The 24,399-nt window shown below is 57.8% G+C and carries 20 protein-coding genes, 2 tRNA genes, 3 rRNA genes and 1 pseudogene; 17 read left to right on the top strand and 9 right to left on the bottom strand.

Annotated elements, in window-relative coordinates:
* Positions 1-49: 49 nt before the first annotated feature.
* From trpE to PSH87_RS25685, 5 genes and pseudogenes are all read left to right on the top strand, one after another.
* Positions 50-1,536 (top strand): annotated as a pseudogene (gene trpE, locus PSH87_RS25705) (anthranilate synthase component I).
* A 10-nt stretch (positions 1,537-1,546) separates the two neighbouring features.
* A complete protein-coding gene (locus PSH87_RS25700) occupies positions 1,547-2,140 on the top strand; it encodes an aminodeoxychorismate/anthranilate synthase component II (RefSeq protein ID WP_305431568.1) in 594 nt (197 codons plus the stop codon).
* A 9-nt stretch (positions 2,141-2,149) separates the two neighbouring features.
* Positions 2,150-3,199, top strand: a complete 1,050-nt coding sequence (gene trpD / locus PSH87_RS25695) for an anthranilate phosphoribosyltransferase (RefSeq protein ID WP_017739618.1) — start codon at positions 2,150-2,152, stop codon at positions 3,197-3,199.
* A complete protein-coding gene (trpC, locus tag PSH87_RS25690) occupies positions 3,196-4,032 on the top strand; it encodes an indole-3-glycerol phosphate synthase TrpC (RefSeq protein ID WP_017739619.1) in 837 nt (278 codons plus the stop codon). Before trpD ends, trpC begins: the two co-directional genes overlap by 4 nt.
* Before the next feature lie 160 nt (positions 4,033-4,192).
* A complete protein-coding gene (locus tag PSH87_RS25685; RefSeq protein ID WP_305431567.1) occupies positions 4,193-4,888 on the top strand; it encodes a lipoate--protein ligase family protein in 696 nt (231 codons plus the stop codon).
* Here the strand turns inward: PSH87_RS25685 and crp are convergent.
* A complete protein-coding gene (gene crp / locus PSH87_RS25680) occupies positions 4,885-5,529 on the bottom strand; it encodes a cAMP-activated global transcriptional regulator CRP (RefSeq protein ID WP_026137165.1) in 645 nt (214 codons plus the stop codon). The genes PSH87_RS25685 and crp overlap by 4 nt on opposite strands.
* Before the next feature lie 236 nt (positions 5,530-5,765).
* Between crp and PSH87_RS25675 the strand changes: the two genes are divergently transcribed.
* Positions 5,766-6,188 carry an OsmC family protein gene (locus PSH87_RS25675; protein ID WP_305431564.1) on the top strand — a complete coding sequence of 141 codons (423 nt, stop codon included), beginning with the start codon at positions 5,766-5,768 and terminating at the stop codon, positions 6,186-6,188.
* A 52-nt stretch (positions 6,189-6,240) separates the two neighbouring features.
* Here the strand turns inward: PSH87_RS25675 and coq7 are convergent, their stop codons facing one another.
* The 6 genes from coq7 to hemJ all read right to left on the bottom strand — a co-directional run bounded on the left by coq7 (position 6,241) and on the right by hemJ (position 10,694).
* Positions 6,241-6,888, bottom strand: coding sequence for a 2-polyprenyl-3-methyl-6-methoxy-1,4-benzoquinone monooxygenase (coq7, locus tag PSH87_RS25670; RefSeq protein WP_017739622.1), 648 nt, complete (start codon positions 6,886-6,888; stop codon positions 6,241-6,243).
* Positions 6,889-7,025: 137 nt separating this feature from the next.
* A complete protein-coding gene (locus PSH87_RS25665; RefSeq protein ID WP_017739623.1) occupies positions 7,026-7,364 on the bottom strand; it encodes a histidine triad nucleotide-binding protein in 339 nt (112 codons plus the stop codon).
* Between the two features lie 46 nt (positions 7,365-7,410).
* Positions 7,411-8,199, bottom strand: coding sequence for an SDR family oxidoreductase (locus tag PSH87_RS25660; RefSeq protein ID WP_305431562.1), 789 nt, complete (start codon positions 8,197-8,199; stop codon positions 7,411-7,413).
* Between the two features lie 62 nt (positions 8,200-8,261).
* Positions 8,262-9,209, bottom strand: coding sequence for a DUF805 domain-containing protein (locus PSH87_RS25655; protein ID WP_017739625.1), 948 nt, complete (start codon positions 9,207-9,209; stop codon positions 8,262-8,264).
* Positions 9,210-9,278: 69 nt separating this feature from the next.
* Entirely contained in the window at positions 9,279-10,241 is a 963-nt protein-coding gene (locus PSH87_RS25650; RefSeq protein WP_305431559.1) for a nitronate monooxygenase family protein, read from the bottom strand.
* 24 nt (positions 10,242-10,265) lie between these two features.
* A complete protein-coding gene (hemJ, locus tag PSH87_RS25645; protein WP_017739627.1) occupies positions 10,266-10,694 on the bottom strand; it encodes a protoporphyrinogen oxidase HemJ in 429 nt (142 codons plus the stop codon).
* Between the two features lie 135 nt (positions 10,695-10,829).
* On the opposite strand from hemJ, the gene argC reads away from it, so the two are divergent.
* On the top strand, positions 10,830-11,864 hold the full coding sequence (argC, locus tag PSH87_RS25640) for an N-acetyl-gamma-glutamyl-phosphate reductase (RefSeq protein WP_017739628.1): 1,035 nt from the start codon (positions 10,830-10,832) through the stop codon (positions 11,862-11,864).
* 165 nt (positions 11,865-12,029) lie between these two features.
* Positions 12,030-12,380 (top strand): iron-sulfur cluster insertion protein ErpA, encoded by a 351-nt coding sequence (erpA, locus tag PSH87_RS25635; RefSeq protein WP_003176443.1) that lies wholly within the window; start codon positions 12,030-12,032, stop codon positions 12,378-12,380.
* A 65-nt stretch (positions 12,381-12,445) separates the two neighbouring features.
* Here the strand turns inward: erpA and PSH87_RS25630 are convergent, their stop codons facing one another.
* Together PSH87_RS25630 and PSH87_RS25625 are read right to left on the bottom strand one after the other, a co-directional pair.
* Entirely contained in the window at positions 12,446-13,537 is a 1,092-nt protein-coding gene (locus tag PSH87_RS25630; protein WP_305431557.1) for an anhydro-N-acetylmuramic acid kinase, read from the bottom strand.
* Between the two features lie 3 nt (positions 13,538-13,540).
* Complete coding sequence (locus PSH87_RS25625) at positions 13,541-14,959, bottom strand: peptidoglycan DD-metalloendopeptidase family protein (RefSeq protein ID WP_305431555.1); 1,419 nt, start codon at positions 14,957-14,959, stop codon at positions 13,541-13,543.
* Between the two features lie 209 nt (positions 14,960-15,168).
* Here PSH87_RS25625 and tyrS point away from each other — a divergent pair, with 209 nt between their 5' ends.
* The 9 genes from tyrS to PSH87_RS25580 all read left to right on the top strand — a co-directional run bounded on the left by tyrS (position 15,169) and on the right by PSH87_RS25580 (position 24,397).
* The gene (gene tyrS, locus PSH87_RS25620; protein WP_305431554.1) at positions 15,169-16,368 is read left to right on the top strand and encodes a tyrosine--tRNA ligase; all 1,200 of its coding nucleotides are present in this window, start codon (positions 15,169-15,171) and stop codon (positions 16,366-16,368) included.
* A gap of 494 nt (positions 16,369-16,862) precedes the next feature.
* Positions 16,863-18,399, top strand: a 16S ribosomal RNA gene (locus PSH87_RS25615).
* Between the two features lie 83 nt (positions 18,400-18,482).
* Positions 18,483-18,559: transfer RNA gene (locus tag PSH87_RS25610), tRNA-Ile, on the top strand.
* Positions 18,560-18,588: 29 nt separating this feature from the next.
* Positions 18,589-18,664: transfer RNA gene (locus PSH87_RS25605), tRNA-Ala, on the top strand.
* Between the two features lie 248 nt (positions 18,665-18,912).
* Positions 18,913-21,802, top strand: a 23S ribosomal RNA gene (locus PSH87_RS25600).
* A gap of 156 nt (positions 21,803-21,958) precedes the next feature.
* Positions 21,959-22,074: ribosomal RNA gene (gene rrf / locus PSH87_RS25595) — 5S ribosomal RNA — on the top strand.
* The 16S, 23S and 5S rRNA genes sit together here with 2 tRNA genes alongside, the layout of an rRNA operon.
* Before the next feature lie 170 nt (positions 22,075-22,244).
* Positions 22,245-23,204 carry a bifunctional biotin--[acetyl-CoA-carboxylase] ligase/biotin operon repressor BirA gene (birA, locus tag PSH87_RS25590; RefSeq protein WP_305431552.1) on the top strand — a complete coding sequence of 320 codons (960 nt, stop codon included), beginning with the start codon at positions 22,245-22,247 and terminating at the stop codon, positions 23,202-23,204.
* Positions 23,194-23,943 (top strand): pantothenate kinase, encoded by a 750-nt coding sequence (locus tag PSH87_RS25585; RefSeq protein ID WP_305431551.1) that lies wholly within the window; start codon positions 23,194-23,196, stop codon positions 23,941-23,943. Before birA ends, PSH87_RS25585 begins: the two co-directional genes overlap by 11 nt.
* Before the next feature lie 7 nt (positions 23,944-23,950).
* Positions 23,951-24,397, top strand: coding sequence for a hypothetical protein (locus tag PSH87_RS25580; protein WP_017736674.1), 447 nt, complete (start codon positions 23,951-23,953; stop codon positions 24,395-24,397).
* The last annotated feature ends 2 nt before the right edge of the window (positions 24,398-24,399 follow it).

Raw genomic sequence — 24,399 nt, 5'->3', positions numbered from 1 at the left:
CGGCACGTTTGCATACCTGACTGTTAGACCCTCACGCCACGAGGCACACATGATCCGCGAAGAATTCCTGCGTTTGGCCGCTGCCGGCTATATAACCGTATCCCCCTGGCCTGCGAAACCCTGGCCGACTTCGACACGCCGCTGTCGATCTACCTGAAACTGGCCGACGAGCCCAATTCCTATCTGCTGGAATCGGTACAGGGCGGCGAGAAGTGGGGCCGTTATTCGATCATCGGCCTGCCGTGCCGCACCGTCATGCGCGTTCACGACCACCATGTGAGCATCACCCATGATGGCGTCGAGATCGAAAGCCACGACGTAGAAGACCCGCTGGCCTTTGTCGAAACCTTCAAGGCGCGCTACAACGTGCCGACCATTCCAGGCCTGCCGCGTTTCAACGGTGGCCTGGTGGTGGGTTATTTCGGTTACGACTGTGTGCGCTACGTGGAAAAGCGCCTGGGCAAATGCCCGAACCCGGACCCGCTGGGCGTGCCGGACATTCTGCTGATGGTCTCCGACGCGGTCGTCGTGTTCGACAACCTCGCCGGCAAGATGCACGCGATTGTGCTGGCCGATCCGTCCCAGGCGGACGCGTTCGAGCAAGGCCAGGCCAGCCTCGAAGCCCTGCTGGAAAAACTGCGTCAACCGATCACCCCGCGTCGCGGCCTGGACCTCAGCCGTCCGCCGGCGGCCGACCCGGTGTTCCGTTCCAGCTTTACCCAGGATGACTACGAGCGCGCCGTCGATACCATCAAGGAATACATCCTCGCCGGTGACTGCATGCAGGTCGTTCCGTCGCAGCGCATGTCCATCGACTTCAAGGCCGCGCCGATTGATCTGTACCGCGCGCTGCGTTGCTTCAATCCGACGCCGTACATGTACTTCTTCAACTTTGGCGACTTCCACGTGGTGGGCAGTTCTCCGGAAGTGCTGGTGCGCGTCGAAGACAACCTGATCACCGTGCGCCCGATTGCCGGCACGCGCCCACGTGGCGCGACCGAAGAAGAGGATGTGGCGCTGGAAAAAGACCTGCTCAGCGACGACAAGGAAATCGCCGAGCACCTGATGCTGATCGACCTGGGCCGTAACGACACCGGGCGCGTCTCGGAAATCGGTTCGGTGAAGCTCACCGAGAAGATGGTCATCGAGCGTTATTCCAACGTGATGCACATTGTGTCCAACGTCACCGGCGAGCTGAAAGCCGGCCTGACCGCGATGGACGCACTGCGCGCGATTCTGCCGGCGGGCACCTTGTCGGGTGCGCCGAAGATCCGCGCGATGGAAATCATCGACGAGCTGGAGCCGGTCAAGCGCGGTGTCTACGGCGGCGCCGTGGGCTATTTCGCCTGGAACGGCAACATGGACACGGCGATTGCGATCCGCACCGCCGTGATCAAGGACGGGGAGCTGCACGTGCAGGCCGGTGGCGGGATTGTCGCCGACTCGGTGCCGGCCCTCGAATGGGAAGAAACCCTGAACAAGCGCCGCGCGATGTTCCGCGCCGTTGCGCTGGCTGAACAGACCCCCAATTCCTGAGGCTTGCCCCATGTTGCTGATGATTGATAACTACGACTCCTTTACCTACAACGTTGTGCAGTACCTGGGCGAGCTCGGTGCCGAGGTCAAGGTGGTGCGCAACGACGAACTGACCGTGGCCGAAATCGCCGCCCTGAACCCGGAGCGCATCGTGGTTTCGCCGGGGCCGTGCACGCCGACCGAGGCGGGCATCTCCCTTGAAGCGATCAAATATTTCGCCGGTAAGCTGCCAATCCTTGGCGTGTGCCTGGGCCACCAGTCCATCGGCCAGGCCTTTGGCGGTGACGTGGTGCGTGCGCGCCAGGTGATGCACGGCAAGACCAGCCCGGTATTCCATCATGATCTGGGCGTATTTCATGGGCTTAACTTGCCGGTGACCGTGACCCGCTACCATTCGTTGGTGGTCAAGCGCGAAACCTTGCCGGAGTGCCTGGAATTGACCGCCTGGACCCAACTGGAAGACGGCTCGGTCGATGAAATCATGGGCCTGCGCCACAAGACACTGAATGTCGAAGGGGTGCAATTCCACCCTGAATCGATCCTGACCGAGCAGGGCTACGAGCTGTTCGCCAACTTTCTCAAGCAGAGCGGCGGCACGCGCTAAGGACTTTCCATGGATATCAAGACTGCCCTGAGCCGTATCGTCGGCCACCTGGACCTGAGCACCGCTGAAATGAGCGATGTGATGCGCGAGATCATGACCGGTCAATGCACCGACGCGCAGATCGGCGCGTTCATGATGGCCATGCGCATGAAAAGCGAGAGCATCGACGAGATCGTCGGCGCCGTGTCGGTGATGCGCGAGCTGGCGGACAAGGTTGAGCTCAAGACCCTCGACGGTGTGGTCGATGTGGTCGGCACCGGCGGTGACGGTGCGAATATCTTCAACGTGTCGACGGCGTCTTCTTTTGTCGTCGCGGCGGCGGGTTGCACCGTGGCCAAGCACGGTAACCGTGCGGTGTCCGGCAAGAGCGGCAGCGCCGACCTGCTGGAGGCTGCCGGCATCTACCTGAACCTCACGCCAGTACAAGTGGCGCGGTGCATCGACAACGTCGGCATCGGCTTCATGTTTGCCCAGACCCACCACAGCGCGATGAAATATGCCGCTGGCCCGCGTAAAGACCTCGGCCTGCGCACCCTGTTCAACATGCTCGGCCCGCTTACGAATCCGGCCGGTGTGAAGCACCAGGTCGTCGGTGTGTTCAGCCAGGCGCTGTGTCGGCCATTGGCTGAAGTGTTGCAGCGTCTGGGCAGCAAGCATGTGCTGGTGGTGCACTCCAAGGATGGTCTGGACGAGTTCAGCCTGGCGGCGCCGACCTTTGTGGCGGAGCTGAAGAATGATCAGGTCACCGAATACTGGGTCGAGCCCGAAGACCTGGGCATGAAGAGCCAGAGCCTGCACGGCCTGGCGGTGGAAAGCCCGGCGGCTTCGCTTGAACTGATCCGTGATGCCCTGGGGCGTCGCAAGACCGAGAACGGTCAAAAAGCGGCAGAGATGATTGTTCTGAATGCGGGCGCGGCACTTTACGCGGCCGACCACGCCTATAGTCTTAAGGAAGGTGTGGCCTTGGCCCACGATGCGCTGCACACCGGCCTCGCTCGCGAGAAGCTCGAAGAGCTGGGAGCCTTCACCGCAGTATTCAAGATGGAGAATGAAGGATGAGTGTGCCAACCGTTCTGGAAAAGATCCTCGCCCGCAAAGCCGAAGAAGTGGCCGAACGCCGCGCCCGCGTCAGCCTCGCCGAGCTGGAAGCCCAGGCGAAGCTTGCCGATGCACCGCGTGGTTTCGCCAATGCCTTGATCGCCCAGGCCAAGCTCAAGCAGCCCGCGGTGATCGCCGAGATCAAGAAGGCTTCGCCGAGCAAAGGTGTGATCCGCGAAAACTTCGTCCCATCTGAGATTGCCGTCAGTTATGAGAAGGGCGGCGCGACGTGCCTGTCCGTGTTGACCGATATCGACTACTTCCAGGGTTCCGACCTGTTCCTGCAACAGGCCCGCGCGGCGTGCAAGTTGCCGGTGATCCGCAAGGACTTCATGGTTGACCCGTACCAGATCGTCGAAGCCCGTGCCCTGGGCGCCGATTGTGTGTTGCTGATCGTCTCCGCACTGGATGACGTGAAGATGGCCGAGTTGGCGGCCGTGGCCAAAGGCGTCGGCCTGGATGTGCTGGTGGAAGTGCACGACGGCGATGAGCTGGAGCGTGCACTGAAAACCCTCGACACGCCGCTGGTGGGAGTCAACAACCGCAACCTGCACACCTTTGAAGTCAGCCTGGAAAACACCCTCGACCTGCTGCCGCGCATTCCGCGCGACCGCCTGGTGATTACCGAGAGTGGCATCGTCAACCGTGCCGATGTGGAGCTGATGGAAATCAGTGGGGTGTATTCGTTCCTGGTGGGCGAGACCTTCATGCGCGCCGAGAACCCGGGGGCGGAGTTGCAGCGCCTGTTCTTCCCGGAGCGGGGCGTGGCGGTCAGTGGTTCGACATTGGATTGATTGAACCGCGGCCAACATGTGGAATGTGGTTTAAGTGTGGGAGCGGGCTTGCCCGCGATGAGGGTGTATCAGTCGATGGATTCGTTGGCTGACCCACCGCTATCGCGGGCAAGCCCGCTCCCACATTGGTTTTGTGTTTATGTCAGAGAGGTAGGTGGTGATGGTTAAGCCAGTAAGGATGACTGTTGAAGCGGGGCTTGCTGCCGAGCAAGACCTGTTGGCCGCCGTCTGCGCCGGCGAACAGGACTACGGCCTGCTGTTCTGGCAACCCAACGATCAAGCCTTGGTGATGCCACGCCGGTTGAGCCGCCTGCCGGCATTCGACGCCGCCAGCCAGGTGTCGGCAGAGGCCGGTTGGCCGGTGTTGTTGCGGGAAACCGGCGGCGAGCCCGTGCCGCAATCGTCGGCCACGGTCAACATCGCCCTGGTCTACGCACCGCCACGCAGTGAAGGCGACCAGAATCGTATCGAAACCGGTTACTTGCGTCTGTGCCAGCCGATCTGCGACCTGCTGATCGAGCTGGGGGGCGATGCCTCAGTCGGTGAAATCGACGGTGCGTTCTGCGACGGTCGCTACAACGTCAATCTCAATGGCCGGAAAATGGTCGGCACTGCGCAGCGCTGGCGGCAAAGTGGTGGTCGCCCTGTGGGGTTGGTGCACGGTGCGCTGTTGCTGGACGGTGACCGTGAAGAACTGATCGCGGCGGTCAATCGCTTCAACGGAGCCTGCGGCCTCGACCAGCGGGTGCGTGCCGACAGCCACATCGCCCTGCACGAAGCCTTCCCCGCGCCGGATGCGATCAGCCGGCTGGACACCTTGTACCGCCAGATGCTGGCCAGCTTCCTGGCGGTTTAGCGGGTACCGAACACCACCATCGTCTTGCCTTTGACGTTGACCAGGTTGCGCTCCTCCAGATCCTTGAGCACGCGGCCGACCATCTCCCGCGAACACCCGACAATACGCCCGATTTCCTGGCGCGTGACTTTGATCTGCATGCCATCGGGGTGGGTCATGGCGTCCGGTTGCTTGCACAGGTCCAGCAGGCAGCGAGCCACGCGTCCGGTGACGTCAAAGAACGCCAGGTCGCCAACCTTGCGCGTGGTGTCCCGCAGGCGCTGGGCAATCTGGCCGCTGAGGGCGTAGAGAATGTCCGGGTCTTGCTGGGCCAGTTCGCGGAATTTGCTGTAGCTGATCTCGGCCACTTCGCACTCGACCTTGGCCCGCACCCAGGCGCTGCGCTCCTGCTCTTTGCCCGCTTGTTCAAACAGCCCCAGTTCACCAAAGAAATCGCCGGTGTTGAGGTAGGCGATGATCATCTCGCGGCCGTCTTCGTCCTCGATCAGGATGGTGACCGAGCCCTTGATGATGAAGAACAGCGTTTCGGAGCGTTCGCCGGCACAAATGATGTTGTGCTTGGCCGGGTAACGTCGGCGCTGGCAGTGCATCAACAGCTTGTCGAGATTCTTTATCTTGGGTATGGGCGTAAGAGCAACCATGGTTGTATCCCGGAAGACAGCGCGAAGTTGTTGTATTTGTGGGTATCGGCATTGATACACGTTGTATAAATGCTAGCAATACGCCATCGATTTGGCGCCAGCTTAACAGACACATTCTGACTCGATTAGCCAATTTACTCGGCAAACCCTGCTATTGATCGCTTTGCTGGGAAACGCAGCCGGCAGCGGGCCCTGTGCTAAGCTGGCGACCCTTTTTTAGCAGTGGAGTCTGGGCGATGAAGGCACGCATCCAATGGGCGGGCGAAGCCATGTTCCTCGGTGAGTCGGGCAGTGGCCATGTAGTGGTCATGGATGGCCCGCCGGAAGCCGGTGGCCGTAACCTGGGCGTACGCCCGATGGAAATTCTCCTGCTTGGTGTAGGCGGTTGCAGCAATTTCGACGTGGTCAGCATCCTGAAGAAGTCCCGCCAGGCCGTGGAAAGCTGCGAAGCCTTCCTGGAAGCCGAGCGCGCGACCGAAGATCCCAAGGTGTTTACCAAGATCCACATGCATTTTGTGGTGAAGGGCCGGGCCCTGAAGGAAGCCCAGGTCAAGCGTGCCATCGAGCTGTCGGCCGAGAAGTACTGCTCGGCGTCGATCATGCTCGGCGCGGCCGGTGTGGCCATCACCCATGACTACGAGATCATTGAACTGGGTTGATTGCCGATGGGCAAAAGAAAAGGGCGCTGTGATAGCGCCCTTTTTTTGTGGGTCAGATTCGGTACGTGCTTTTGGTCATGACCTTGGCCAACAGGCTCATGCCGAACCGCACCGGCGCCGGGAAGCGGAAGCCGCCGGCATCCAGCGCGCTTTCTGCGTGGTGTTCTTCATCGATGCGCATTTGCTCGAGGATGGCGCGGGACTTTTCGTCTTCGGCCGGCAATTGCTCAAGGTGTTCGTCCAAGTGTTTGCACACCTGATGTTCGGTCGCGGCGACAAACCCCAGGCTGACCTTGTCGCTGATCAGGCCGGCTGCGGCGCCGATACCAAACGACAAGCCGTAGAACAGCGGGTTGAGCACGCTGGGATGGCTGCCGAGCTGGCGAATGCGTTGCTCGCACCAGGCCAGGTGGTCGATTTCTTCTTCGGCGGCATGCTCCATGGCTGCGCGTACTTGCGGCAGCTTGGCCGTCAGCGCCTGGCCCTGGTACAGCGCCTGGGCACAGACTTCGCCGGTATGGTTGATACGCATCAGGCCGGCGACGTGGCGGGTGTCGGTCTCGCTCATCTGCGCGTCGGGCTGCACGATGGCGGGCGAAGGGCGATACGGCTGGCCGCTGAACGGCAGCAGTGTGCGCATGGCCATGTCGGCTTGCAGCAACAGACGGTCAATCGGCGAGTAGTGACGTTGGGTAGTCATGCTGACCTCCGGGAAGAATCTCGGCGGCCAGTTTACCGCAAGAGAAGGTGAAGCGTTTGCGCTGAGTCAATTTGCCCTTGTGGCGAGGGAGCTTGCTTCCGCTGGACTGCGCAGCAGTCGCAGGCTCCCCGCAAGAATCAACCCGGCGGCCAGTTCATCTGGCGCTGACCCAGCACATGCATGTGAATGTGATAAACGGTCTGCCCGCCTTTCGGGTTGCAGTTCATCACCACGCGGAAACCTTCTTCGCAGCCCTGTTCCAGTGCCAGGCGCTGGGCGGTGAACAAGATATGGCCAGCCAGGGCTTTGTCTTCTTCGGTCAGGTCATTGAGGGTGGGGATGTGTTTCTTCGGGATGACCAGGAAATGCACAGGTGCTGCCGGGTGGATGTCCTTGAAGGCCAGGACCTGATCATCTTCGTAGATGATGTCCGCCGGTATTTCCCGGTTGATGATCTTGGTGAACAGAGTATCCACAGCTGTATCTCCATTATGAATGTGCAGGGTGAGTGTACTCAGGCAATCAACGCGGGCAATAGGCCTTGTTGATCGCGCCGGCAATCTTGCGGGTCAGCCAGCGTGGGCTGAAACGCGGGCTGAAGGCGAGCCAGCGGTTGCGGCGGCCGGGAATGATGATGGCTTTGTTCTTTTCCAGGGCGCGCACGGTGAACAGGGCCACTTCTTCCGGGCTCATCAGTTTTTCACTGCGGTCGAGCTTGGCGGTGTCCATTTGCGCGGTGCCGAAGAACGCGGTGCGTGTCGGGCCGGGGCAGAGTACGGAGACCTTGATGCCGCAGGTCTTCAGTTCTTCGCGCAAGCCTTCGGAGAAGTGCAGCACGTAGGCCTTGCTGGCGTAGTAGCTGCTCATCCACGGGCCGGGCTGAAAGGCGGCCACCGAGGCGACGTTGAGGATCTGCCCGCCACCGTGCAGCGCCATGGAGTTGCCGAGGGCGTGGCACATGCGGGTCAGGGCGAGGATGTTGACTTCGATCAGGTCTTGCTCGGTCATCCAGTCCTGGGCCAGGAACGGACCGCTGGTGCCGATGCCGGCACAGTTGACCAGCAGGTCGATCTGCCGTTCGCCTTCTTCAAGCTCCAGCAGGAACCCGGACAAACGCAGCGGCTCACCCAGGTCGCAGGCACGAAACAGCACCTCGACGCCGAAACGTTGAGTCAATTCGAGTGCAATGCTTTGCAACTGATCACGCTGGCGGGCCACCAGAATCAAGCTGCGGCCGCGGCGGGCCAGGGCTTCGGCCAAAGCCAGGCCGATGCCGCTGGAGGCACCGGTGATCAGAGCGTAACGGGTCATGCCTTTCTCCATCGCAACGCCGCCGAGCCTGTGACAGAGGCATCACAGGCGGCGGGCGTTTCTTACTGTTCTGGAGAGTCTACAGGTTCGGCTGCTTCGTCAGCACTTTGCGCGTCGTCTTCCTCAACGATCACGCTCTGGTCGGTGTCGGCATCGGAGGTGATGGAGCTGCTTTCGTAGCTGCTGTCGATGTTGGCGCCGAGTTGGTCGAGGTAGCCGTACATGCTCAACGTGACCATGATGGCAAGCATCACGGGAATAAACGCCAGCCACAGCGTGGCCAGGACTTTTACCGCGGTCGAGTTGCGCGGTGGCGGTGCGCCGTACTGGTTGGCACCGGCGTTGCCTGGAAGCACCAGCAGCAGAATGGCGAAGACGGTGTTGACGACCGGCACCAGGTTCAGCGCGTACAACCATCCGGACCAGCCCAGGTCATGCAAGCGCTGCACGCTGATGAGTATGCTGATCCAGAACATCGCGACGATCAGCGCGAGCCACAGCAGCGGGCCGACAATCATGGCGACCAACGGCGAGGCGACCGATATGGCGGCACCCACGGTAATGATAATGCCGGCCGCAAAGAGCATCGCGACACTCATCACCAACATCCACGCCAGGTAGCGCAGGCGGCCAATACGGCCGTTGAGGGTGAATACGTTGAGGGTGGCGTACTCCGGCAAGTCATCACCTACGGCAGCACGCGGCGGTGCGTAGGGGGATGCGCCAGGCGCAGTCGAATCGGTCTCATGGGTTTCGGCAAGGCTGAATGCGACGGGCTGCTCGGCTTCGATGCGGGCATCGACCCCGGCGTTTTTCAGCGCATTGAGATAGGTTTCGGCATCCGGGCGGGACAGGTCGCGTTTCAGCGCGACCGTGCGGCCGGTAAAGAGCTTCTCGATCGCCTCGACTTCGCTTTTGAACAGCTCGGCCAGGTTCAGTTTGGCAGTGGTGCTTTCGACCCCCGGGAGCAAGGCTCCATCAAACACAATCTTGAAACGGTTGTCGCTCATGCGGGCTTCCTTGTCACTTAATCGGGGAGGTAATGCAGGCCTGCTCAAGCGGCAGGCCTTGCGGTGGGTTCAGCGTGGCCAGCGCAATTGTACCGCCTGTTCGCGTGCCTTGCGGTATTCGGCATCCAGGCGGGCAACGAGTTCATCGACGCCTGGCAGGTCGTCGATCTCGCCGACGCCTTGGCCGGCCGACCAGACGGTCTTCCAGGCCTTGGCTTCGTCGCTTAATGGCTTGAGCTTGGAACCGAAGTTGACCTCACCTTTGCCTTGCAGCGCAGCGAGGTCGAAACCGGCGTTCTCCAGGCTCTGGCGCATAAAGCTGGCGGGCACGCCGGAGACTGCGGGAGTGTGCACGATGTCGGCGGCGCGCGCTGTGAGCAGCATCTCTTTATAGGCATCCGGGGCGTGGCTTTCGGTGGTGCCGATAAACCGCGTGCCGAAATACGCCAGGTCCGCTCCCAGCAATTGGGCCGCGAGAACCTCGTGCCCATGGTTGAGGCAACCGGCCAGCAGCAGGGTTTTGTCGAAGAACTGCCGGATCTCGGCGATCAGCGCGAACGGGCTCCAGGTGCCCGCATGGCCACCGGCGCCGGCGGCCACGGCGATCAGCCCATCCACGCCGGCTTCAGCGGCTTTCTCGGCATGGCGCCGGGTGGTCACGTCGTGGAAGACCAGGCCGCCATAGCTGTGCACGGCATCGACCAGTTCCTTCACCGCGCCGAGGCTGGTGATGACAATCGGCACCTTGTGCTCGACGCAGATCGCCAGGTCGGCCTCCAGCCGCGGGTTGCTGTGGTGCACGATCAGGTTCACGGCGTAGGGCGCGGGGTTGTCCAATTGCGCCAGGCCCGCTTCGATTTCTTCCAGCCAGGCTTTGAAACCACTGCTTTCGCGCTGGTTGAGCGCCGGGAAGCTCCCGACGACGCCATTGCGGCAGCAGGCCAGTACCAGTTGCGGATTGGAAATCAGAAACATCGGCGCGACCACTACCGGCAGGCGCAGACGTTGTTCAAGCAAAGCGGGCAGCGACATTGGAGTTACCCCGTGTGATTGAAGTTAGAACGGTTTGACCACGACCAAAATTACGATAGCCAGCAATATCAGAACCGGGACTTCATTGAACCAGCGATAAAAGACATGGCTGCGGGTGTTTTCGCCACGGGCAAAGCGTTTTACCTGCGCGCCGCACATGTGGTGGTAGCCGATCAGCAGCACGACCAGGGTGAGCTTGGCGTGGATCCAGCCGCCCGAGTGAAAGATGCTCGGGTTCAGGTAGATCAGCCAGCCGCCAAACAGCAGCGTGGCCACACTCGCCGGGCCCATGATGCCGCGATACAGCTTGCGCTCCATCAGGCTGAAGCGTTCCTTGCTGACGGTATCCTCGCTTTGCGCGTGGTAGACGAACAGGCGCGGCAGGTAGAACAGCCCGGCAAACCAGCAGACGATGCTGATGATGTGGAAGGCTTTGACCCATAGATAAAGCATTTTTAGTTATTCCCAGGTTCACGGTAGGGGCGATAGTAGTGGCTCATGCGCCCGTACGTCACGTTGACGGTTGTCGCAGGACGATACCGCCCCTATTATCGTCGGCTTTCCAGTGGGTTCGTTGAGGGCAGGTTTATGGTCAAGGTCGGTATCGTCGGCGGCACGGGTTACACCGGTGTCGAATTGCTGCGTCTGTTGGCTCAGCATCCGCAGGCTGAGGTGGTGGTCATCACTTCCCGATCCGAGGCTGGGCTGGCCGTGGCCGATATGTACCCGAACCTGCGAGGCCACTATGACGGCCTGGCGTTCAGCGTGCCGGACATCAAGACGCTGGGCGCCTGCGATGTGGTGTTCTTCGCCACGCCGCACGGGGTTGCCCATGCACTGGCCGGTGAGTTGCTGGCAGCGGGTACCAAGGTCATCGACCTGTCGGCGGATTTCCGTTTGCAAGACGCCGATGAGTGGGCCAAGTGGTACGGCCAGCCTCACGGCGCCCCGGAGCTGCTTGAAGAAGCGGTATACGGCCTGCCGGAAGTCAATCGTGAGCAGATCAAGCAGGCGCGCCTGATTGCGGTGCCGGGTTGCTATCCGACCGCTACGCAGTTGGGTTTCCTGCCGTTGCTGGAAGCCGGGCTGGCGGATGCATCGCGTTTGATCGCTGACTGCAAGTCGGGCGTCAGCGGCGCCGGTCGTGGTGCTGCGGTAGGTTCGCTGTATTCCGAGACGTCGGAAAGCATGAAGGCCTATGCAGTAAAAGGGCATCGTCACTTGCCGGAAATCCGCCAAGGGCTGCGTCGCGCGGCTGGCACGGATGTGGGGCTGACGTTTGTGCCGCACCTGACCCCGATGATCCGTGGCATTCACTCCACGTTGTACGCGACCGTGGTCGATCGCTCGGTGGACCTGCAGGCGCTGTTTGAAAAGCGTTATGCCAACGAACCGTTCGTCGATGTGATGCCGGCGGGCAGCCATCCGGAAACCCGTAGCGTGCGCGGTGCCAACGTGTGCCGTATCGCCGTGCACCGTCCACAGGACGGCGACCTGGTGGTGGTGTTATCGGTGATCGATAACCTGGTCAAGGGCGCGTCGGGCCAGGCGGTGCAGAACATGAACATCTTGTTCGGCCTGGATGAGAAGCTGGGCTTGTCCCACGCGGGCATGTTGCCTTAAGGCATTTAGGTGGTTGCGCAAAAGGCCCGTTGATCGGGCCTTTTGTGTTTTTAATGGCCGCCACGCAGATTGATATACCGTAACAATAGTTGACCGCTTTTCTAGGAGAAGCGGATAATGCCCGCCATTACGCATATGGCGGCGGTACGCCGGGAGATTATCAGCATGAGCGTTGAGTCCTTCACCCCCACGGCTTTGCAATTCACCCACGGTGCTGCGCACAAGGTGAAGAGCCTGGTCGATGAAGAGGGTAATGATCGCTTGAAGCTGCGCGTATTTGTTACGGGCGGCGGTTGTTCAGGGTTTCAGTACGGTTTTACCTTCGATGAAGATGTGGCCGATGACGACACCATCGTCGAGCGCGAAGGCGTGAGCCTGGTCGTGGACCCGATGAGCTTCCAGTACTTGGCAGGTGCCGAGGTGGATTACCAGGAAGGTCTGGAAGGTTCGCGTTTCGTGATTAAGAACCCTAATGCCACCACCACCTGTGGTTGCGGGTCGTCGTTCTCGATCTGATCGACAGCGGATACAAAAACGCCGCTTGGCTTTCATAGGCCAAGCGGCGTTTTGCTGTCTGGGGCTCAGGCGGGGTAGATCGCGCCTAGCACTCGAAGCCCGCGCGCGCCGGTAACGCTGGGGCGGTTGGCGGCGATACCCTCAAGGCAGCAGTGGGCGAGCCAGGCGAAGGCCATCGCTTCGACCCAGTCAGGGTCTACGCCATGGGTTGCGGTGCTGCTGACTTGAGTCGAGGGGAGTAGCGCCGCCAGGCGATTCATCAATGTCGAGTTGTGCGCGCCACCACCGCAGACCAGCAGGGTTTCGGTCTGGGGTTGGGCGGTTTGCAGGGACTCGACGATGGTCAGGGCGGTCAGCTCCAGCAAAGTGGCCTGGACGTCCTGGTGCGCGAATACGGGCAAGCGGCCAAGGTGTTGTTGCAGCCATCCCAGGTTGAAGACTTCGCGGCCGGTGCTTTTAGGGCCCTTGGTCAGGAAGAAGGGATCGCTGAGCAGGGCGTTGAGTAGCTGGGGTGCGATAGTGCCGCTGGCCGCCCATTGGCCATCACGGTCGAAGTGTTCGCCGCGTTGTTCATGAATCCAGGCATCCAGCAGCACATTGCCTGGACCGCAGTCGAAGCCGGCTACGGGCTTGCCAGTCTCGATCAGGCTGAGGTTGCTGAAGCCTCCTACGTTCAATACCGCGCGATTGCCGGTGCGTTCACCAAACAGCGCTTCGTGAAAGGCCGGAACCAACGGGGCGCCTTGGCCACCGGCGGCGACGTCGCGGCTGCGGAAATCGCTGACCACGGTGATGCCTGTCAGCTCGGTGAGCAGGGCAGGGTTGCCGATCTGCACGGTAAAGCCGCGAGCGGGCTCATGGCGGATGGTCTGGCCGTGGCTGCCGATCGCGCGAATATCCTCGGGCTTGAGGTTTTGCTGGTCGAGCAGGGCGTGGATGCCTTGGGCGGCAAGCGTCACCCAGTGTTGTTGGGCGATGGCCGAACGGGCGATCTCATCCGGGCCGCTGGCGCACAGGCCGAGTAGCTCGGTGCGCAGGGCGGCGGGCATGGGAATGTAGTGAGTGGCGATCAGCTCGATCGCCAGGTCCTGTTTGATCAGGGCGATATCCAGGCCATCGAGGCTGGTCCCGGACATCACACCGATATAGAGCGACATACCTTAACGCTTCGCCGAGGCCAGCAGGGTGGAGCGCTCCTGGTCCATGCGTGCCATCAGTGGCTGGCTCTGTTGCATGAAGCGCGCGCGTTCGGCCTTGGCGATCGGGTCAGCCATCGGCAGCTTCTGGCCCAGTGGGTCGACGTGTACGCCGTTGACCTGGAACTCGTAGTGCAAGTGCGGGCCGGTGGACAGGCCAGTGGTGCCGATGTAGCCGATCACCTGGCCTTGCTTCACGGTGCCGCCAGTCTGCACGCCCTTGGCGAAGCCTTGCATGTGGCCATAAAGCGTACGGTAGGTGTTGCCGTGCTGGATGATCACGGTGTTGCCATAACCGCCGCGACGACCGGCCAGCAGGACTTTACCGTCACCCGCAGCCTTGATCGGCGTACCGCGCGGGGCGGCGTAGTCGACGCCTTTGTGGGCGCGGATTTTGTTCAGAATTGGGTGCTTGCGGCCCATGGAGAAACGCGAGCTAATGCGAGCGAAGTCCACGGGGGTGCGGATGAAGGCTTTGCGCATGCTGTTGCCATCAGCGGTGTAGTAACTGCTGTTGCCTTGTTTGTTGGTGTAGCGCACGGCGGTGTAGGTCTTGCCGCGGTTGGTGAAGCGCGCAGAGAGGATGTTGCCGGTGCCGACCACTTTGCCGTTGGCGACCTTCTGCTCGTAGATCACGTCGAATTCGTCGCCTTGGCGGATGTCCTGGGCGAAGTCGATGTCGTAGCCAAACACGCTGGCCATGTCCATGGTCATGCTGTGGGACAGGCCGGCGCGGGCGGCCGATTGCGACAGGGAACTGTTGATCACGCCGTGGGAATAGGCGGAACGCATAACGGGCTTGGTGGTGATGCGGTTGAAGGCGAAACCTTTGGCGCCCTTGGTCAGGGTGATGCTTTCCAGGTCGCTGACGTTGCTGTGCAGGTTGTGCAGTTGGCCGTCAGGTGTCAGTTCGAACTCCAGTTTCTGGCCGTGCTTGAGCTGGGTGAACTGCTTGGCTTGTTTATCGCTGGCCAGGACTTCGTTAACTGTGGCTGACGGCAGGCCGACCTTCTCGAACAGGGTCGAGAGCGTGTCGCCCTTGGCCACGATTACTTCGCGGTGTTGCGGGTTCTTGGCCGCATTGGCTGCAGGCGCAGGTTGCTCCTGGGCTGCTTGCTGGGTCTCTTCAGGACTGCCGTCTATCTGGGCGAAGGGTGATTCGGTAGGTGCGTTTGTGGCTTGTTGCGCGTCGGAAGCGTCTTGATCTTGTGTCAGTTGTTCAACTGGACTTTCCAGCTCAAGGCTCAGGGATGTTCGTTTGGCTTCTACGTCACTGGAAGGGAATACCAGGAGTGCCAGGCTGAGAAGAGCGGCGATACCACTTGCGGCGAGCAGGTGGGTCTTCGGGTAAAGCGGCGGCGCTTTAGACGGTTCAGTGGTCATAAGTAATTTTGACTTTGAAGATGAAATGGAAAAGATGAATGACATGATGAAGATGAAATAACTGTATAAAATATAACCAAATCATCTGTGGCGCAAGCTCGCGAACGCTGGGCTTGCTGAACGGTGTCCGTGCGCAGGGCAAAACTTGTAATTAGTCCCTGATCTTGTATGGTTGGTTCCCTTTTGAATCTGAGCCTTGCGGGTCTGTTATGAAGTCGGTTGAAGAGCAGCTAGCGCTGATAAAACGTGGTGCGGAAGAACTGTTGGTCGAAGCGGAGCTGATCGAAAAGCTCAAGCGTGGCCAGCCCCTGCGTATTAAAGCCGGCTTTGACCCGACTGCGCCGGACCTTCACCTGGGTCATACCGTGCTTATTAATAAGCTGCGTCAGTTCCAGGAGCTGGGGCACCAGGTCATCTTCCTTATAGGTGACTTCACCGGGATGATCGGTGATCCAAGCGGCAAGAGCGCGACGCGTCCGCCGCTGACTCGCGAGCAAGTGCTCGACAATGCCGAGACCTATAAGACTCAGGTGTTCAAGATCCTTGATCCGGCCAAGACGGAAGTGGCGTTCAACTCCACTTGGATGGATCAGATGGGGCCGGCGGACTTCATTCGCCTGACCTCTCAATACACCGTCGCGCGCATGCTTGAGCGTGATGACTTCGACAAGCGTTACTCCACCAATCAGCCGATCGCTATTCATGAGTTCCTGTATCCGCTGGTCCAGGGGTATGACTCCGTGGCGCTGCGTGCGGACGTTGAGTTGGGTTGTACCGATCAGAAGTTCAACCTGCTGATGGGGCGTGAGCTGCAGCGTGCGTATGGGCAGGAAGCTCAGTGCATCCTGACCATGCCTTTGCTGGAAGGGTTGGATGGCGTCAAGAAGATGTCCAAGTCGCTGGGTAACTATGTGGGTATCCAGGAAGCGCCGGGCGTTATGTACGGCAAGCTGGTTTCGATTCCAGATGCGCTGATGTGGCGTTACTTCGAACTGTTGAGCTTCCGCTCGATGGATGAGATCAATGCGTTGCGCGCTGATGTCGAGGCGGGTGCCAACCCGCGTGACGTGAAGATCAAGCTGGCGGAAGAGATTGTTGCGCGCTTCCATGGTGAAGAGGCTGCGGCCAGTGCTCACCGTGCAGCAGGCAATCGCATGAAGGATGGCGAGCTGCCGGATGATCTGCCGGAGGTTGAGTTGACTGCTGCTGAGGCAATGCCGATTGCTGCCGTCCTTAATAAGGCAGGGTTGGTGAAGAATTCGGCGGTTGCACGTGACCTGCTGGGTTCGGGTGGTGTGCGTATAGATGGTGAGGTTGTCGATCGCACCTTTATATATGAGCTGGGCGCTACCCATGTCTGCCAGGCCGGAAAGAAGGCATTTGCGCGTATCACGCTCAAATCCGAATAAGTTGGTAAATAAGGGTTGACGGCGAATTGTAACTGTCTATAATTCGCCCCACTTCCGGCGCAGTCGAAACGGAAAACTCCTTGATAAACAATGAGTTATGTAAGTTTCGGCAGCAGGTGCTTCAGTTCATCGAAGCCAGAAAGAAGTTGAAAAGAGGTGTTGACAGCAGCGTGTAACGCTGTAGAATTCGCCTCCCGCTGATGAGGGATCTGAAGCGCAAGTGGTTGAAGTTGTTGAAGAATTCTTCGAAAGCTTCTGAAAATAATCACTTGACAGCAAATGAGGCTGCTGTAGAATGCGCGCCTCGGTTGAGACGAAAGATCTTAACCAACCGCTCTTTAACAACTGAATCAAGCAATTCGTGTGGGTGCTTGTGGAGTCAGACTGATAGTCAACAAGATTATCAGCATCACAAGTTACTCCGCGAGAAATCAAAGATGTAACCAACGATTGCTGAGCCAAGTTTAGGGTTTCTTAAAAACCCAAAGATGTTTGAACTGAAGAGTTTGATCATGGCTCAGATTGAACGCTGGCGGCAGGCCTAACACATGCAAGTCGAGCGGTAGAGAGAAGCTTGCTTCTCTTGAGAGCGGCGGACGGGTGAGTAATGCCTAGGAATCTGCCTGGTAGTGGGGGATAACGTTCGGAAACGGACGCTAATACCGCATACGTCCTACGGGAGAAAGCAGGGGACCTTCGGGCCTTGCGCTATCAGATGAGCCTAGGTCGGATTAGCTAGTTGGTGAGGTAATGGCTCACCAAGGCGACGATCCGTAACTGGTCTGAGAGGATGATCAGTCACACTGGAACTGAGACACGGTCCAGACTCCTACGGGAGGCAGCAGTGGGGAATATTGGACAATGGGCGAAAGCCTGATCCAGCCATGCCGCGTGTGTGAAGAAGGTCTTCGGATTGTAAAGCACTTTAAGTTGGGAGGAAGGGCAGTTACCTAATACGTGATTGTTTTGACGTTACCGACAGAATAAGCACCGGCTAACTCTGTGCCAGCAGCCGCGGTAATACAGAGGGTGCAAGCGTTAATCGGAATTACTGGGCGTAAAGCGCGCGTAGGTGGTTTGTTAAGTTGGATGTGAAATCCCCGGGCTCAACCTGGGAACTGCATTCAAAACTGACTGACTAGAGTATGGTAGAGGGTGGTGGAATTTCCTGTGTAGCGGTGAAATGCGTAGATATAGGAAGGAACACCAGTGGCGAAGGCGACCACCTGGACTAATACTGACACTGAGGTGCGAAAGCGTGGGGAGCAAACAGGATTAGATACCCTGGTAGTCCACGCCGTAAACGATGTCAACTAGCCGTTGGAAGCCTTGAGCTTTTAGTGGCGCAGCTAACGCATTAAGTTGACCGCCTGGGGAGTACGGCCGCAAGGTTAAAACTCAAATGAATTGACGGGGGCCCGCACAAGCGGTGGAGCATGTGGTTTAATTCGAAGCAACGCGAAGAACCTTACCAGGCCTTGACATCCAATGAACTTTCTAGAGATAGATTGGTGCCTTCGGGAACATTGAGACAGGTGCTGCATGGCTGTCGTCAGCTCGTGTCGTGAGATGTTGGGTTAAGTCCCGTAACGAGCGCAACCCTTGTCCTTAGTTACCAGCACGTTATGGTGGGCACTCTAAGGAGACTGCCGGTGACAAACCGGAGGAAGGTGGGGATGACGTCAAGTCATCATGGCCCTTACGGCCTGGGCTACACACGTGCTACAATGGTCGGTACAGAGGGTTGCCAAGCCGCGAGGTGGAGCTAATCCCATAAAACCGATCGTAGTCCGGATCGCAGTCTGCAACTCGACTGCGTGAAGTCGGAATCGCTAGTAATCGCGAATCAGAATGTCGCGGTGAATACGTTCCCGGGCCTTGTACACACCGCCCGTCACACCATGGGAGTGGGTTGCACCAGAAGTAGCTAGTCTAACCTTCGGGAGGACGGTTACCACGGTGTGATTCATGACTGGGGTGAAGTCGTAACAAGGTAGCCGTAGGGGAACCTGCGGCTGGATCACCTCCTTAATCGACGACATCAGCTGCTCCATAAGTTCCCACACGAATTGCTTGATTCATTGAAGAAGACGATAAAGAAGCAGCCCGAAATTGGGTCTGTAGCTCAGTTGGTTAGAGCGCACCCCTGATAAGGGTGAGGTCGGCAGTTCGAATCTGCCCAGACCCACCAATTTGTGTGGGAAACGCCTGTAGAAATACGGGGCCATAGCTCAGCTGGGAGAGCGCCTGCCTTGCACGCAGGAGGTCAACGGTTCGATCCCGTTTGGCTCCACCACTACTGCTTCTGTTTGTTGAAAGCTTAGAAATGAGCATTCCATCGTGATGATGGTGAATGTTGATTTCTAGTCTTTGATTAGATCGTTCTTTAAAAATTGGGTATGTGATAGAAAGATAGACTGAACGTTACTTTCACTGGTAACGGATCAGGCTAAGGTAAAATTTGTGAGTTACTCAGTTTTGAGTATTATCGAATTTTCGGCGAATGTTGTCTTCACAGTATAACCAGATTGCTTGGGGTTATATGGTCAAGTGAAGAAGCGCATACGGTGGATGCCTTGGCAGTCAGAGGCGATGAAAGACGTGGTAGCCTGCGAAAAGCTTCGGGGAGTCGGCAAACAGACTTTGATCCGGAGATGTCTGAATGGGGGAACCCAGCCATCATAAGATGGTTATCTTACGCTGAATACATAGGCGTAAGAGGCGAACCAGGGGAACTGAAACATCTAAGTACCCTGAGGAAAAGAAATCAACCGAGATTCCCTTAGTAGTGGCGAGCGAACGGGGACTAGCCCTTAAGTGGCTTTGAGATTAGCGGAACGTTCTGGAAAGTACGGCCATAGTGGGTGATAGCCCTGTACGCGAAAATCTCTTAGTCATGAAATCGAGTAGGACGGAGCACGAGAAACTTTGTCTGAATATGGGGGGACCATCCTCCAAGGCTAAATACTACTGACTGACCGATAGTGAACTAGTACCGTGAGGGAAAGGCGAAAAGAACCCCGGAGAGGGGAGTGAAATAGATCCTGAAAACCGTATCGTACAAGCCGTGGGAGCCCACTTTGTTGGGTGACTGCGTACCTTTTGTATAATGGGTCAGCGACTTATTTTCAGTGGCGAGCTTAACCGAATAGGGGAGGCGTAGCGAAAGCGAGTCTTAATAGGGCGTCTAGTCGCTGGGAATAGACCCGAAACCGGGCGATCTATCCATGGGCAGGTTGAAGGTTGGGTAACACTAACTGGAGGACCGAACCGACTACCGTTGAAAAGTTAGCGGATGACCTGTGGATCGGAGTGAAAGGCTAATCAAGCTCGGAGATAGCTGGTTCTCCTCGAAAGCTATTTAGGTAGCGCCTCATGTATCACTGTAGGGGTAGAGCACTGTTTCGGCTAGGGGGTCATCCCGACTTACCAAACCGATGCAAACTCCGAATACCTACAAGTGCCGAGCATGGGAGACACACGGCGGGTGCTAACGTCCGTCGTGAAAAGGGAAACAACCCAGACCGTCAGCTAAGGTCCCAAAGTTATGGTTAAGTGGGAAACGATGTGGGAAGGCTTAGACAGCTAGGAGGTTGGCTTAGAAGCAGCCACCCTTTAAAGAAAGCGTAATAGCTCACTAGTCGAGTCGGCCTGCGCGGAAGATGTAACGGGGCTCAAACCATACACCGAAGCTACGGGTATCACGTAAGTGATGCGGTTAGAGGAGCGTTCTGTAAGGCCTGTGAAGGTGAGTTGAGAAGCTTGCTGGAGGTATCAGAAGTGCGAATGCTGACATGAGTAACGACAATGGGTGTGAAAAACACCCACGCCGAAAGACCAAGGTTTCCTGCGCAACGTTAATCGACGCAGGGTTAGTCGGTCCCTAAGGCGAGGCTGAAAAGCGTAGTCGATGGAAAACAGGTTAATATTCCTGTACTTCTGGTTATTGCGATGGAGGGACGGAGAAGGCTAGGCCAGCTTGGCGTTGGTTGTCCAAGTTTAAGGTGGTAGGCTGGAATCTTAGGTAAATCCGGGATTCTAAGGCCGAGAGCTGATGACGAGTTAACTTTTAGTTAACGAAGTGGTTGATGCCATGCTTCCAAGAAAAGCTTCTAAGCTTCAGGTAACCAGGAACCGTACCCCAAACCGACACAGGTGGTTGAGAGAATACCAAGGCGCTTGAGAGAACTCGGGTGAAGGAACTAGGCAAAATGGCACCGTAACTTCGGGAGAAGGTGCGCCGGTGAGGGTGAAGGACTTGCTCCGTAAGCTCATGCCGGTCGAAGATACCAGGCCGCTGCGACTGTTTATTAAAAACACAGCACTCTGCAAACACGAAAGTGGACGTATAGGGTGTGACGCCTGCCCGGTGCCGGAAGGTTAATTGATGGGGTTAGCTAACGCGAAGCTCTTGATCGAAGCCCCGGTAAACGGCGGCCGTAACTATAACGGTCCTAAGGTAGCGAAATTCCTTGTCGGGTAAGTTCCGACCTGCACGAATGGCGTAACGATGGCGGCGCTGTCTCCACCCGAGACTCAGTGAAATTGAAATCGCTGTGAAGATGCAGTGTATCCGCGGCTAGACGGAAAGACCCCGTGAACCTTTACTATAGCTTTGCACTGGACTTTGAATTTGCTTGTGTAGGATAGGTGGGAGGCTTTGAAGCGTGGACGCCAGTCTGCGTGGAGCCAACCTTGAAATACCACCCTGGCAACTTTGAGGTTCTAACTCAGGTCCGTTATCCGGATCGAGGACAGTGTATGGTGGGTAGTTTGACTGGGGCGGTCTCCTCCTAAAGAGTAACGGAGGAGTACGAAGGTGCGCTCAGACCGGTCGGAAATCGGTCGTAGAGTATAAAGGCAAAAGCGCGCTTGACTGCGAGACAGACACGTCGAGCAGGTACGAAAGTAGGTCTTAGTGATCCGGTGGTTCTGTATGGAAGGGCCATCGCTCAACGGATAAAAGGTACTCCGGGGATAACAGGCTGATACCGCCCAAGAGTTCATATCGACGGCGGTGTTTGGCACCTCGATGTCGGCTCATCACATCCTGGGGCTGAAGCCGGTCCCAAGGGTATGGCTGTTCGCCATTTAAAGTGGTACGCGAGCTGGGTTTAGAACGTCGTGAGACAGTTCGGTCCCTATCTGCCGTGGACGTTTGAGATTTGAGAGGGGCTGCTCCTAGTACGAGAGGACCGGAGTGGACGAACCTCTGGTGTTCCGGTTGTCACGCCAGTGGCATTGCCGGGTAGCTATGTTCGGAATAGATAACCGCTGAAAGCATCTAAGCGGGAAACTAGCCTCAAGATGAGATCTCACTGGAACCTTGAGTTCCCTGAAGGGCCGTCGAAGACTACGACGTTGATAGGTTGGGTGTGTAAGCGCTGTGAGGCGTTGAGCTAACCAATACTAATTGCCCGTGAGGCTTGACCATATAACACCCAAGCAATTTGACTACTCGAAAGAGCATCAGATTGCGGTGTGTGAAGACGATAGAACCGAAAGTTCGATTCTCACAAAACACCGAAAGCTGTCACATACCCAATTTGCTGAAGCGAGGCCACTTGGTCACGACTCAGTACCCGAATTTCTTGACGACCATAGAGCATTGGAACCACCTGATCCCATCCCGAACTCAGCAGTGAAACGATGCATCGCCGATGGTAGTGTGGGGTTTCCCCATGTGAGAGTAGGTCATCGTCAAGATTAAATTCCGAAACCCCATTTGCGAAAGCAGATGGGGTTTTGTTTTGGGCGCGGGAAAAGCACGCCAGGTGGTGCTAAACAGTGCTCACTCGGGTGCTAAATCTTTGGCTTTCTATGCAATGACCCAGCGCATGGCTATCATGCCTGCCTTATTGTGAGGCGATATGTGCATGCTGACGTTGTTAAAGCTTCTGAAAGATGGCCGATTCCACTCTGGAGAGGCACTAGGCGCTGCCCTGGGTGTTAGCCGCAGTGCTGTCTGGAAGCAACTCCAGCACCTTGAAGCGGAATTAGGTTTGCCTATTCATAAGGTGCGTGGGAAGGGGTACCAGCTAGCAGCGCCGCTGGTGTTCTTGAGTGCTGAAGAAATTGCGCTGAGGGCGCCTGCCTTAGGCTGGCCCGTCTATATCTCCGACTCTGTTGATTCCACCAATGCTGAAGCGTTGCGGCTGGTTGCTGCTGAGTGTCCAGCGCCGTTCCTGGTACTTTCGGAGCAGCAAACAGCGGGAAGAGGCAGGCGAGGCCGAACATGGGTCAGCCCGTATGCGCAGAATGTGTATTACAGCCTTGTACTACGCATTGAGGATGGTCTGCGACAGTTGGAAGGATTGAGCCTGGTTGTCGGCTTGGCGGTCATGCAGGCCCTGCGTGAGTCGGGTGTGCAGGGGGCTGCCTTGAAGTGGCCGAACGATGTCTTGGTCGGGCAGCAGAAAATTGCCGGAATCTTGTTGGAGTTAGTGGGCGATCCTGCGGATATTTGCCACGTTGTCCTTGGCATAGGCATTAATGTGAATATGCAGAAATCCGATGCTATAGACCAGCAGTGGACGTCAGTACAGCTTGAGACAGGCGCTCCAGTTGATCGCAATTCGCTGGTTGCGAGACTGGGGCAGCAGTTGCTGAGCCATCTGGAGCGGCACAAAACCGGTGGGTTTGCTGTGCTTCAGGGGGAGTGGGAGTGTAATCATGCGTGGCAAGGGCGGACGGTTTCCCTCATCGCCGGCGTCAATCAGGTTGATGGCGTGGTGCTGGGTGTGGATCGCCAGGGCGCCTTGCGTTTGAGTGTTGATGGCGTTGAAAAAATTTACAGCGGTGGTGAGTTAAGCCTGAGGTTGCGTGATGATTCTTGAGCTCGACTGTGGCAATAGCTTTATCAAGTGGCGGGTGCTTGGTTCGAATTGGTCGGCGGCTTCCGCCGAAGGTGTCGTTGGCTCGGATATAGCTTTGATTGAAAGCCTGGTGGCCGTTCCTGGCTTGCAGCTCACGCGCTGCCGACTGGTGAGTGTCCGGGCGCTGGAGGAGACTAGTAAGCTGGTACAGGCTCTGGAGGGGGCTTTCGGTATTGTTGTCTCTTGCGCCGCGCCCGCACGAGAAATGGCCGGCGTGCGCAACGGCTATGAAGATTTCGAGCGCCTGGGCCTTGATCGTTGGCTGGCAATGCTTGGGGGATACAAATTAGCGTCAGGTGCTTGCCTGGTACTTGATTTTGGTACGGCGGCGACAGCAGATTTTATTGGTGCGGACGGCGAGCACTTGGGAGGGTTCATTTGCCCTGGTATGCCTCTCATGCGTAGTCAATTGCGCACGCACACCCGCAAGATACGTTATGACGATGCTGCCGCTGAGCAAGCGCTGGAGCGTCTCTCGCCAGGTCGTACGACAGTCGAGGCCGTCGAGCGCGGCTGTACGCTGATGCTCAGGGGATTTGTGCTGACTCAGCTCGAGTTGGCCCGAAGCTACTGGGGCGACAGTTTCACGGTGTTCCTTACTGGGGGGGATGCTGATTTGGTTCTGGATGCCGTGCCGCAGGCGCGCCTCGTTCCTGATCTGGTTTTCGTCGGTTTGGCGATGGCATGCCCTTTGTCTTGAGGTGTTTATGCGTTGGCTGTTTCTACTTTTACTCGTCCTCAACGCTTTCTATTACGTATGGCATCAGCAGGAGGCGCCGCTGCGTGCCAAGGATGTAACGCCCTTGAGTCTTTATCGGGGTTCTCAGCAGGATATTCGCTTGCTGAGCGAATCTTCGGATGCGATTGCCAGGAGGGAGCGGGCAAAGGCGTCCGATCCGCAAAATACGTGTTTGTACATAGGTGGTTTTGTCGACCCGCGTCAGGCGCAGTCCGTCGAACAGCGGCTGATCAGCCTGGATATAAAGGTCAAAGTGCAATTGCTGAACACTCCTGAAGCCTCCGGCTACTGGCTTCGCGTAGCGCCTGAAAGTCGACGTCTGGCTGATGATCTGCCCTTTGAAAACCTTGCTAAGGAATTCAATGAGTTAAAACATAAAATAATGTTGTGCGAAGGCGTTGCAACTCTCGAATAGTT

The organism is Pseudomonas sp. FP453, from assembly GCF_030687495.1.
GTDB lineage: Bacteria > Pseudomonadota > Gammaproteobacteria > Pseudomonadales > Pseudomonadaceae > Aquipseudomonas.
This window is presented reverse-complemented; position numbering and strand designations above follow the sequence as displayed.

What these genes read in the sequence shown, in the direction of transcription:
- PSH87_RS25675 (WP_305431564.1), top strand. Translation starts at nt 5,766, where the DNA reads ATGAAGGCACGCATCCAATGGGCGGGCGAAGCCATGTTCCTCGGTGAG.
- PSH87_RS25685 (WP_305431567.1), top strand. Translation starts at nt 4,193, where the DNA reads ATGGTTAAGCCAGTAAGGATGACTGTTGAAGCGGGGCTTGCTGCCGAG.
- PSH87_RS25580 (WP_017736674.1), top strand. Translation starts at nt 23,951, where the DNA reads ATGCGTTGGCTGTTTCTACTTTTACTCGTCCTCAACGCTTTCTATTAC.
- PSH87_RS25655 (WP_017739625.1), bottom strand. Translation starts at nt 9,209, where the DNA reads ATGAGCGACAACCGTTTCAAGATTGTGTTTGATGGAGCCTTGCTCCCG.
- PSH87_RS25650 (WP_305431559.1), bottom strand. Translation starts at nt 10,241, where the DNA reads ATGTCGCTGCCCGCTTTGCTTGAACAACGTCTGCGCCTGCCGGTAGTG.
- PSH87_RS25585 (WP_305431551.1), top strand. Translation starts at nt 23,194, where the DNA reads ATGATTCTTGAGCTCGACTGTGGCAATAGCTTTATCAAGTGGCGGGTG.
- hemJ (WP_017739627.1), bottom strand. Translation starts at nt 10,694, where the DNA reads ATGCTTTATCTATGGGTCAAAGCCTTCCACATCATCAGCATCGTCTGC.
- birA (WP_305431552.1), top strand. Translation starts at nt 22,245, where the DNA reads ATGCTGACGTTGTTAAAGCTTCTGAAAGATGGCCGATTCCACTCTGGA.
- PSH87_RS25660 (WP_305431562.1), bottom strand. Translation starts at nt 8,199, where the DNA reads ATGACCCGTTACGCTCTGATCACCGGTGCCTCCAGCGGCATCGGCCTG.
- trpD (WP_017739618.1), top strand. Translation starts at nt 2,150, where the DNA reads ATGGATATCAAGACTGCCCTGAGCCGTATCGTCGGCCACCTGGACCTG.
- coq7 (WP_017739622.1), bottom strand. Translation starts at nt 6,888, where the DNA reads ATGACTACCCAACGTCACTACTCGCCGATTGACCGTCTGTTGCTGCAA.
- PSH87_RS25630 (WP_305431557.1), bottom strand. Translation starts at nt 13,537, where the DNA reads ATGTCGCTCTATATCGGTGTGATGTCCGGGACCAGCCTCGATGGCCTG.
- argC (WP_017739628.1), top strand. Translation starts at nt 10,830, where the DNA reads ATGGTCAAGGTCGGTATCGTCGGCGGCACGGGTTACACCGGTGTCGAA.
- PSH87_RS25700 (WP_305431568.1), top strand. Translation starts at nt 1,547, where the DNA reads ATGTTGCTGATGATTGATAACTACGACTCCTTTACCTACAACGTTGTG.
- trpC (WP_017739619.1), top strand. Translation starts at nt 3,196, where the DNA reads ATGAGTGTGCCAACCGTTCTGGAAAAGATCCTCGCCCGCAAAGCCGAA.
- tyrS (WP_305431554.1), top strand. Translation starts at nt 15,169, where the DNA reads ATGAAGTCGGTTGAAGAGCAGCTAGCGCTGATAAAACGTGGTGCGGAA.
- erpA (WP_003176443.1), top strand. Translation starts at nt 12,030, where the DNA reads ATGAGCGTTGAGTCCTTCACCCCCACGGCTTTGCAATTCACCCACGGT.
- crp (WP_026137165.1), bottom strand. Translation starts at nt 5,529, where the DNA reads ATGGTTGCTCTTACGCCCATACCCAAGATAAAGAATCTCGACAAGCTG.
- PSH87_RS25625 (WP_305431555.1), bottom strand. Translation starts at nt 14,959, where the DNA reads ATGACCACTGAACCGTCTAAAGCGCCGCCGCTTTACCCGAAGACCCAC.